12 protein-coding genes are annotated in these 8,465 nt (G+C 60.8%); 8 read left to right on the top strand and 4 right to left on the bottom strand.

The features are described from left to right. A partial coding sequence (locus tag NTZ26_04250; GenBank protein ID MCX6559704.1) for a dTDP-4-dehydrorhamnose 3,5-epimerase family protein occupies window positions 1-212 on the bottom strand: 212 nt, incomplete at its 3' end. 11 nt (window positions 213-223) lie between these two features. Then, window positions 224-1,096 carry a glucose-1-phosphate thymidylyltransferase RfbA gene (gene rfbA, locus NTZ26_04245; protein MCX6559703.1) on the bottom strand — a complete coding sequence of 291 codons (873 nt, stop codon included), beginning with the start codon at window positions 1,094-1,096 and terminating at the stop codon, window positions 224-226. Between the two features lie 227 nt (window positions 1,097-1,323). On the opposite strand from rfbA, the gene NTZ26_04240 reads away from it, so the two are divergent. The 8 genes from NTZ26_04240 (at window position 1,324) to NTZ26_04205 (ending at window position 5,342) form a co-directional block, all read left to right on the top strand. Beyond that, window positions 1,324-1,968 carry a hypothetical protein gene (locus tag NTZ26_04240; GenBank protein ID MCX6559702.1) on the top strand — a complete coding sequence of 215 codons (645 nt, stop codon included), beginning with the start codon at window positions 1,324-1,326 and terminating at the stop codon, window positions 1,966-1,968. Then, window positions 1,965-2,840: a nucleotidyl transferase AbiEii/AbiGii toxin family protein gene (locus NTZ26_04235; protein ID MCX6559701.1), complete on the top strand. Its 876-nt coding sequence runs from the start codon at window positions 1,965-1,967 to the stop codon at window positions 2,838-2,840. The genes NTZ26_04240 and NTZ26_04235 overlap by 4 nt, the downstream gene beginning before the upstream one ends. A 196-nt stretch (window positions 2,841-3,036) precedes the next feature. Continuing rightward, window positions 3,037-3,468: a hypothetical protein gene (locus NTZ26_04230; GenBank protein ID MCX6559700.1), complete on the top strand. Its 432-nt coding sequence runs from the start codon at window positions 3,037-3,039 to the stop codon at window positions 3,466-3,468. A 2-nt stretch (window positions 3,469-3,470) separates the two neighbouring features. After that, a complete protein-coding gene (locus tag NTZ26_04225; GenBank protein MCX6559699.1) occupies window positions 3,471-3,665 on the top strand; it encodes a hypothetical protein in 195 nt (64 codons plus the stop codon). Between the two features lie 208 nt (window positions 3,666-3,873). Beyond that, on the top strand, window positions 3,874-4,077 hold the full coding sequence (locus tag NTZ26_04220) for a hypothetical protein (protein MCX6559698.1): 204 nt from the start codon (window positions 3,874-3,876) through the stop codon (window positions 4,075-4,077). Further along, window positions 4,074-4,388, top strand: coding sequence for a type II toxin-antitoxin system PemK/MazF family toxin (locus NTZ26_04215; protein MCX6559697.1), 315 nt, complete (start codon window positions 4,074-4,076; stop codon window positions 4,386-4,388). The genes NTZ26_04220 and NTZ26_04215 overlap by 4 nt, the downstream gene beginning before the upstream one ends. A 149-nt stretch (window positions 4,389-4,537) precedes the next feature. Continuing rightward, on the top strand, window positions 4,538-5,113 hold the full coding sequence (locus tag NTZ26_04210) for a type II toxin-antitoxin system prevent-host-death family antitoxin (protein ID MCX6559696.1): 576 nt from the start codon (window positions 4,538-4,540) through the stop codon (window positions 5,111-5,113). Beyond that, window positions 5,106-5,342: a hypothetical protein gene (locus NTZ26_04205; GenBank protein MCX6559695.1), complete on the top strand. Its 237-nt coding sequence runs from the start codon at window positions 5,106-5,108 to the stop codon at window positions 5,340-5,342. The genes NTZ26_04210 and NTZ26_04205 overlap by 8 nt, the downstream gene beginning before the upstream one ends. A 108-nt stretch (window positions 5,343-5,450) precedes the next feature. Here NTZ26_04205 and NTZ26_04200 read toward each other — a convergent pair whose 3' ends face one another. Both NTZ26_04200 and NTZ26_04195 read right to left on the bottom strand, forming a co-directional pair. Beyond that, the gene (locus NTZ26_04200; GenBank protein ID MCX6559694.1) at window positions 5,451-6,902 is read right to left on the bottom strand and encodes a nucleotide sugar dehydrogenase; all 1,452 of its coding nucleotides are present in this window, start codon (window positions 6,900-6,902) and stop codon (window positions 5,451-5,453) included. A 320-nt stretch (window positions 6,903-7,222) separates the two neighbouring features. Next, complete coding sequence (locus tag NTZ26_04195; protein MCX6559693.1) at window positions 7,223-8,362, bottom strand: DegT/DnrJ/EryC1/StrS family aminotransferase; 1,140 nt, start codon at window positions 8,360-8,362, stop codon at window positions 7,223-7,225. Window positions 8,363-8,465 lie beyond the last annotated feature (103 nt).

Raw genomic sequence — 8,465 nt, 5'->3', positions numbered from 1 at the left:
AGCTTGCCCTGGGGATTGGGGCGCTGGAAGTGGAGGCCGCGCAGAGTGCCGCGGCACGAGCGCGAGTGGTTGTCTTGGACAAACGGCCCGGGGATGCCGGCGTCGCGGTATTTGCGCTCGGAGTAGGTCTCGAGGAAGAACCCGCGCTCATCGGCATAGACATCGGGCGTGATGATCTTGACGTCCGGCAGGCCGGGCGCAGAGGCGAAGATAAGGGCCACGATTAAAACCCGCCGTCGGCCAGGCGCAGGAGATAGCGGCCGTACTCGTTCTTGTCCATGACTTTGGCTTGGGTGCGAAGCTCAGCGGCGTCGATGTAGCCGCGGCGGAAGGCGATCTCCTCGACGCAGGCGACCTTCAGGCCCTGCCGCTCCTCGATCGTCTGGACGAAGTTGGAGGCCTGGAGGAGCGAGTCGTGGGTGCCCGTGTCGAGCCAGGCGAAGCCGCGGCCGAGGAGCTCGACCTTGAGGGCGCCGCGGTCGAGGTAGGCGCGATTGAGGTCCGTAATCTCGAGCTCGCCGCGCGGCGAGGGTTTGAGCGCGCGGGCGACGGAGGCGACCTCGTTGTCGTAGAAATAGAGCCCGGGCACGGCGTAGTGAGAGCGCGGGTGGGCAGGTTTTTCTTCGAGGGAGAGGACGCGGCCGGAGGGATCGAACTCCACGACGCCGTAGCGCTCGGGGTCGCGGACGAGGTAGCCGAAGACGAGGCCGCCGGAGGCGAGGGTGCCGGCCCGCTCGAGAATCTCGGACAGGCCGCTGCCGAAGAAGATGTTGTCGCCCAGGACAAGGGCGCTGGGGTCGCAGCCGATAAACTCCTCGCCGATGAGGAAAGCCTGGGCCAGGCCCTCGGGGCGCGGCTGGATTTTATAGGCGAAGCGCAGGCCGAGCTGGGCGCCGTCGCCGAGGAGGGATTCGAAGCGGGGCAGATCCTCGGGCGTCGAGATGATGAGGATGTCGCGGATCCCGGCCATCATCAGGACCGAGAGGGGGTAATAGATCATCGGCTTGTCGTAGATGGGCAGGAGCTGTTTGCTGACGACGCGGGTGATGGGAAAGAGGCGCGTGCCGGCTCCCCCGGCGAGGATGATGCCTTTCATGGATGTAGAATAGTGGCGGGGGCGGGGGGTGTCAAGCGTAGGGAGCCTAGAGGTTGCCCTTGCGCCGACCGCCGAAGCGTTTGCCACGCCAAGGGCTCGCAATGACAATGTGGAAGCTCGCGATGACAAAAGATCTTCAAGGGAGGGGACAGGGCTTAACATAATCGCCGATAATAATTATTGCTATTAGGTTACACTTATAGTAACCTATTAACATAATGCAGGCTGTGGCTGAAAAAGTCCTCCTTCTATCCCCACCGGGGGGGCTGTTCGATGAAACTGTCGTTCGGAATCTCTTCCCCGAGCGGTCCGAAGAGGCCCGCAAGGTGCTCGTGCACCGCGCCGTCTCGGCGGGTGAAGTCATCCGGCTCAAGCCCGGGCTATTCCTGCTCGCTCCGGAGCTTCGGAAAACCCATCCTCATCCGTTCGTCGTCGCGGCGATACTGCACTCCCCCTCCCACGTCAGCTTGGAATCGGCCCTAAGCCACCACGGCCTGATCCCGGAAGCGGTTTATCAGGTCGGTAGCGTGACGTCGCTCCGAAGCCGGACGTTTCATACGCCGGTCGGCGTTTTCAGCTTTGTCCGCGTTCCGGCCGATGATCCGAGAGCCGGCGTCCAGGCGCTGAAGGTCGATGGCCGGAGCTGGGCTTTCGTCGCGACTCCCCTCAGGGCCATCGCCGACCTGATCTATACGAGAAGAGAAGTGAGCTGGGTTAAGGACGGCCTCGCCTTCCTGACGGAATCCATGCGGATCGATCGGGACGATCTCGAAAATATCCCGTTTGAAAGCCTGGACGAGATCTGCGAGAGCCTCCGGAGCCGTCGGGTAACGGATTATCTTAGGGCGCTGACGAGGGAGATCAAGACATGAGGCAAAGGGTCCTCGAAGAAAAGCTCAAGGAATATTCAATTACGGGTACCATCGACCAGGAAAACGTCCTCCAGGAGCTCGTCCAGCAATACGTCTTGGCCGGCCTCGCCCGGGCCGGGTTCTTTGCGAGCGGGCAGGCGGTTTTTCACGGCGGGACCTGCTTGCGCATCATCTATGGGATGAGCCGTTTCTCCGAGGACCTGGACTTTTTTCTGAAACGGCCGGATCCGGATTTTCGATGGGGGCGGTATCTCGCCGCCGTGGGCAAAGACGCAACCGGGGAGGGCTTCCGCTTCAGCGTTCAAGACAAGTCCGGCGAGGCCGGAGCGGTTAAGAAGGCCATGATCCGGGCGGAATCCATCGGCCGGTTTCCGCCGATTGATTTGCCATTCGAAAGGGACCTCCGGAAGCTCATCAAGGTGAAGCTCGAAATCGACGTCAATCCCCCGCTTGGGTCGAGCTATGAAACGCGCTACCTCGCTTTTCCCGTGACCGCCGCTTTGACCACTCAGTCCCTGGCCTCCGGATTCGCCATGAAGATAGGGGCGATGCTCGGTCGGACGTATACGAAGGGACGAGACTGGTATGACTTCATTTGGTACGTCAACAGAAGGACCGTTCCGGATCTTGTGCTCCTGAGCCATGCTCTCGATCAGCAGGGCCCATGGGCGGGACAGAGGGTCGAGGTCGATGCAGGCTGGGTTGAGACGAGCTTGCGGAAGAGAATCGCCGAAGTCGATTGGGCGGTGGTGCGCCGGGACGTGGAGCGGTTCCTGCCGCTACGGGAGCAGGAAGCGTTGAAATTGTGGGGGAGGGACTTGTTCCTCCAACTTCTAGGCGTTTTGATGGAAAACCTCGCCGAGGGGTCGTGACCCGGGCTTTACGGTCACGCCTCAAGATTCGCGAAACGAATCTTGAGGCAGGTCTTTCTGCATTTAACGTTTTTGGCGAGGCCTGTTGACAGCCGAATACGCATGTACTACTTTGCTTTCAGGCTGAATGTGCGCGGGGAAGCGCGAATAGATCCCCGAGGCCTGCGATCTTATTCATAGTGAGAGGCGAAATAAAATGCGCGAGCAAAGAACGAATTCGAACCGAATCGGGATGAAGGCGATGCGGGTTGCCGTGGTTGTCGCCGCGGCCATTCTCGCCGCGGGAGCCGGGGGGCTGTGGGCCGGGCCTGGGGCCGGAGAAGACGAACCGCAAGGGCCGATCATCGGGGCGGCGACGCCCGGAAGAACGAATCCCTCGATTTTCACGCTCAAGTTCGGCTACCAGACGAAGCCGGCGACGGATTCGTTCGGAGACGCCTGGCTGATCGCTCTGAATTGGGACTTCGGGATCAGCCGGAACCTGGCCTTCGGGTTCGAGATCCAGCCGGCCTATCGATCGTCGGAGGAATTGGGTCTCCATAGCTTTCCGGTCATGGGCTGGCTGCACCTGAAGGTCGGCGAGAACCTGGGGCGGTCTATGTCGGCGCGGGAGCGGGGGGCGAGATGATCATGTCCATGATCACCCTGGAGGAGACGACGGAGACGGAGTTCAAGGCCAACTTCGGTTTCAAACTGATGTTTGGGGCGATCGTGGACCTGGGGGGCGTGGGCCTTGTCTTGGAGTATCAGATGGCCAGGATCGCGGATGCCGCCCTCGACCCCAACTTCTGGCGCCACCATATCCTCGTTGGTTTTATGTTTTAAAAAGGGTCAGGTCTCAACATTCAACATTTCTCGTAAAGTCCTCGAGAACCGAGAGACGGGGCGATTACTTTTTTGTTTGATTAAACAGTAATACCGTAGTATGATTGTTTTCCTACCGAACAGAAAAGCGAGGCTTGGGGGGGGAAACGAAAAAATGAGAAATTCCGTCAAATTTGCCGTCAGTATTCCATGTCAGGAGTATGACGAAATGGAAGCCATCCGGAAGAAAGCCGGGGTGACGAGGAGCGCCTTTATTCTCGGGATTTTTCGGGAGTGGCGGGCGGCGCGGCTGCGGGAAAACGCGGTCAAATCATATATCGCCGGGTATCGCGAGAGGCCCGAGGATCCTACGTTCGCCGAGGCCATGGCCCGGGCGGCGGCCGAAATTCTGTCGGATGAGGATTGGTCGTGAGAAGAGGCGAAGTCTGGTGGGCCGATCTGGGCCCGCCGGCGGGGAAGCGGCCCGTGGTCCTTTTAAGCCGGGAGGAAGCCTATGCCGTGAGGAGCGCCGTGACCGTGGCGCCGCTGACGAGGACCGTGCGCGGGATCGCGGTCGAGGTCGCGTTGGGCGAGGAGGACGGCGTCCCGAAGCCGTGCGTCGTAAACCTTGATTCCATTGTGACGATCCCCAAGCGATTGCTGGCGGCGAGAATCACGAGCTTGAGCGCCGAGAGGATGCGGCAGATAAGGGAGGCGATCCGGTTCGCCTTGGGTCTGGAATAGGGGTCAGGTCTCAACATTCAACATTTCTCGCGCGCGTGAAAATCCGGCCTCGGCCCGAACGGATTGCTAAATTGCTAAATTTTTCTTGACAAAGGCCAAATTTGTAGTTACATTAGTATTGCAATTGTAGTCACCAAGAAAAGTAAATCATGCGTTTCGTCAATGTTAGAGAGCTTAAAAGCAAGACGTCAGAAATACTCCGGGCGGCTGCGGGCGAGGATATCGTCGTCACGAATCACGGCAAGCCTGTGGCCGTCGTTACCGGCATAGATGCGGGGGATCTGGAGAGGATCGGGCGCGGAGGCGGAGCGGGAAGGGTCGCTGAGGGCCCACCGGTGTGGCATACGAGTGCGCACGATTCGGATGCCGGTTTGCCGCATCCCGCACCGTCGCCCTTCCCCCCCTCGGAAGGGCGTATTGAAATCGACCCAGCTTCCGGGGCAAGGCGGAGGCCTGATTGGAATCCCCTGAAGGCCGTGTTTTGGGATTACCCGAATCTGACGGAAGAGCGAGCTCTCAAGGCGTTTCTTGCTGAGGCGAAAGCGAATCCCGAAAGCGGATCGCTTGATTGGGCCATGACCAGATTGCTCGAACGCGGTCGAGTCGTCGATGTTAAAAAGCTCTTCGACTGGAGCGAGATCCGAATGGCATTGACTCGGGTCCGCTTATCGCCCTGGGCAAGGGCCAAGTGGAATCGCATGCTCGAGGTATACGATCATGCTTAGCTGGTTCCCTGAAGCTTTTGTTGGGCCGGACCAAAAACGGGTTCTTGTCCAATTGGCCGGGTTGCCGGAAATAGAAGAGCATTTTTTCCTCACCGGCGGCACAGCCTTGGCTAGAAGGGAGGGCATCGATACTCCCGGGATGATCAAGCCTATCGAAATGACGGATTTCTGGAAGTTCTATGAGGAATTGGCTGGACGGCTTTATCGGCGCGGCGCCAAAAGCTTCTAACCCAAAACTAGATTGCCCTTCTACTCAACTTTTAAGCATCTTTCGTTACAAATACGGTGCTTTTTGTGACACTATTTGCCACAAAACTGATTAAAGGAGGCCCGCGCCCTATTTGAAGGCCGAACCAACTGCGATGATCGAGAAGCCCGCCTTGCGCAGGTCCGGGTAGAAGTGCTGCAGCATGCGGCGGCCGTCCATGATCAGCGGCCGGCCCTTGAGCCCGCGCAGCAGCTCGCCCAGCCCTCGGAATTGCGGCCAGTCCGTGGCAATGATCACGGCGTCGGCCGCGTCCACCGCCCTGGCTTCGTTGGGGAAATACTTGATCTTGCGGGACGGCGGGAAGAGGACTTTGAACGAATCCATCGCGGCCGGATCGTAGATCCGGATCTCGGCAGTACCGCGCGAGGACAGCACGCGGGCAAGGTCGATGGCCGGCGTATTGCGGATGTCGTTGGTGCTGCGCTTGAAGGCGACGCCAAGGAGGGCCACTTTTTTGCCCGCCCAGGAAAAGCCCGCTTCCTTCTCGGCCCGGTCCAAAAACCCCAGCAGTTGACGCCTGTTGGCCAGATAAGTCTCGTTGACCAGATGCGGCTCCTTGCCCGCTTCTTTGAGCTGGGCCGAGAGCGAGCGGGCGTCCTTGATCAGGCACGAGCCGCCGGCGTAAAGGCTGTTGTAGAGGCCCCACGAGCCGATGCGCGGATCGCCGGCCAGGATGCGGCGGACGTTCTCGAACTGCAGGTCGGGGAAAGCCTCGCAGGTGCGGCCGATGACGTCAAAGCAGACGGCCAGCTTGCTGAAGAGAACGAAGTTGGCCAGCAGCTTGCCGGCCGCGGCCTCCTTGGGGTTGACCTCGACATACTCGACGCCGGGGGCGTGGACAAAGCGCTGGTAGATGCGGCGCATGACGGCGAAATCGCGCTCGCGCCAGGCGCCGACGACGATGCGGTCGGGCTTGAGCGAGCCGGAGACGGCCTTGCCCTCGACCAGAAATTCGGGGTTGGAGACGATGCCGAAGTTCCGCACCCCGCGCTTGCGCAGAATCTCGGCGGTGCGGTCGACCATGACCACGGGGACGGTGCTCTTGTTGACCAGCACGACATATTGGGTCTGGCGGCCTTTGTTGCGGCGGGCTAGGGCCTTGGCCAGGCGGTCGGCAGCGGCGTTGTAGTAGGACAGGTCGGAGGCGCCGGTCTCGCCGATCTCGGGCGTCGGCAGGCACATAAAGACGGCGTCGCAGACGTCGAGGAACGATTCGACCTTGCGGTAGTCGGAGACGAGCTCGATGCGCTCGCGGTTGCGGACGAGGAGGTCGCCCAAGCCTTCCTCGAAGAGGCAATTCTCGATCGTGTCGCGGTCGCCCGAGCCGAGCATAGCGATGCGGCGCTCGTCGATGTCGTAGACCAGGGTGCGGTGGCCGGAGTCGGCCGAAACGGCGGCCGAGCAGGCCCCCACGAATCCCGCGCCGATATAGAGGATGTTGACGGACGAGAGCGAGAGGAAGGGCACGGAGACAAGGGTAAAAGAGGGCGCGGCGGCGGCTGGCTTTTTCTTATATGGCATATTTGGCTCCCAGGCGAATTGGGTTGTATTATAGCAAAATCGCTCTTTGATTGTCGTTGCGAGGAAGCGAAGCGACGCGGCGGTGCTTCGCCGTCCTCGACACGATATCGCCTCGACCATCGTCGCGAGGGCAACCCGTCAGGCCCCGAGATCCCTCGCCAAGGCTCGGGATGACAACCCATCTCAAAATCAGGGATTGCGTTTCGCGTTAACGAGTCCCGCTCTGTCATCGCGAGCCCTACCTGGAGGGGAGGGCGTGGCGATCTGAGATCCCTCGCCAGGGCTCGGGATGACGGACCCTCCAATGAGCCAGGGCCCGATTAGGCATAAAACTCTTTGACCTTAGCCACCACGAAATCTTTCATCTCGTCCGTCAGCTCGGGATAGACGGGCAGCGAAAGGACGGCGTTGGCCGCGTGCTCAGCGGCCGGGAACGTCCCGAGCGGACAGCCGAGTTCCCCGAAGCACTCCTGCAGGTGAAGCGGCAGGGGGTAATAGACGGCGCAGCCGATGGACGCCGCCTTGAGGTGGGCCAGCAGCTTATCGCGGTCCTTGGCCCGGATCGTGTACTGATTATAGATGTGATAGTGGCGATCGCCCGAAGCGCGGTAAATGGGCGCAGGCGTCTTGATCAGGCCGCGGCCCGTCAGCCCGGCAGCGGCGAAGGCGCGGTCGTAATAGTCGGCGTTCTTCTTGCGGCCGTCGGACCAGGCGTCGAGGTGCTTGAGCTTGACGTCGAGGACGGCGGCCTGGATGGCGTCGAGCCGGAAGTTGCCGCCGACGAATTTGTGGAAGTAGGTCGAGGGCGCGCCGTGCACGCGCAGGAGCTTGAGCTTGTCGTAGAGGGCCGGGTCGTTGGTCAGGACCATGCCGGCGTCGCCGAAGGCCCCGAGATTTTTGGACGGAAAGAAGGAAAAGCAGCCCATGTCGCCGATCGAACCGCAGCGGCGGCCTTTGTACTCGGCGCCGATACTTTGGGCCCCATCCTCGATGACCGGGATGCCGAGCCGGCGCGAGAGGGCCATGATCGGGTCCATATCGGCCATCTGGCCGAAGAGGTGGACGGGGATGATGGCCTTGGTGCGCGGGGTGACGGCAGCCTCGATCTTGGCCGGGTCGATGTTGAAGGTGCTGGGGTTGATGTCGACGAAAACGGGCTTGGCGTGGAGGCGGTGGATGACGCCGGCGGTGGCGAAGAAGGTGAACGGCGAGGTGATGACTTCGTCGCCCGGGCGGACGTCGAGGGCCATTAGGGCTATGAGAAGAGCGTCGGTGCCGGAGGAGACGCCCACGGCGAACTTGGCGCCGGAGTAGGCGGCGACGGACTTTTCGAAGGCCTCGACCTTGGGGCCCATGATGAAGTATTGCGCGTCGCAGACTTCGTCGATGACGGCCCGGACCTCGTCGCGGATGGTTCGGTATTGGGCCTTAAGATCGAGCATCGGGACATTGGTGACCATGAGAGCGGCTCCTTCTCGGATAAGCGTTAGAATGAATGCGAAAAGGCCAAAATGACTCGATATTATGACACGCCGGGCTCGACCGAACAAGAGGGGAAAAGAT

The organism is Candidatus Aminicenantes bacterium (assembly GCA_026393855.1).
In the GTDB taxonomy this organism is placed as follows: Bacteria; Acidobacteriota; Aminicenantia; order Aminicenantales; family UBA4085; genus UBA4085.
The sequence above is the reverse complement of the archived record's forward strand: the minus strand, read 5'-3'. Positions and strand labels throughout refer to the sequence as shown.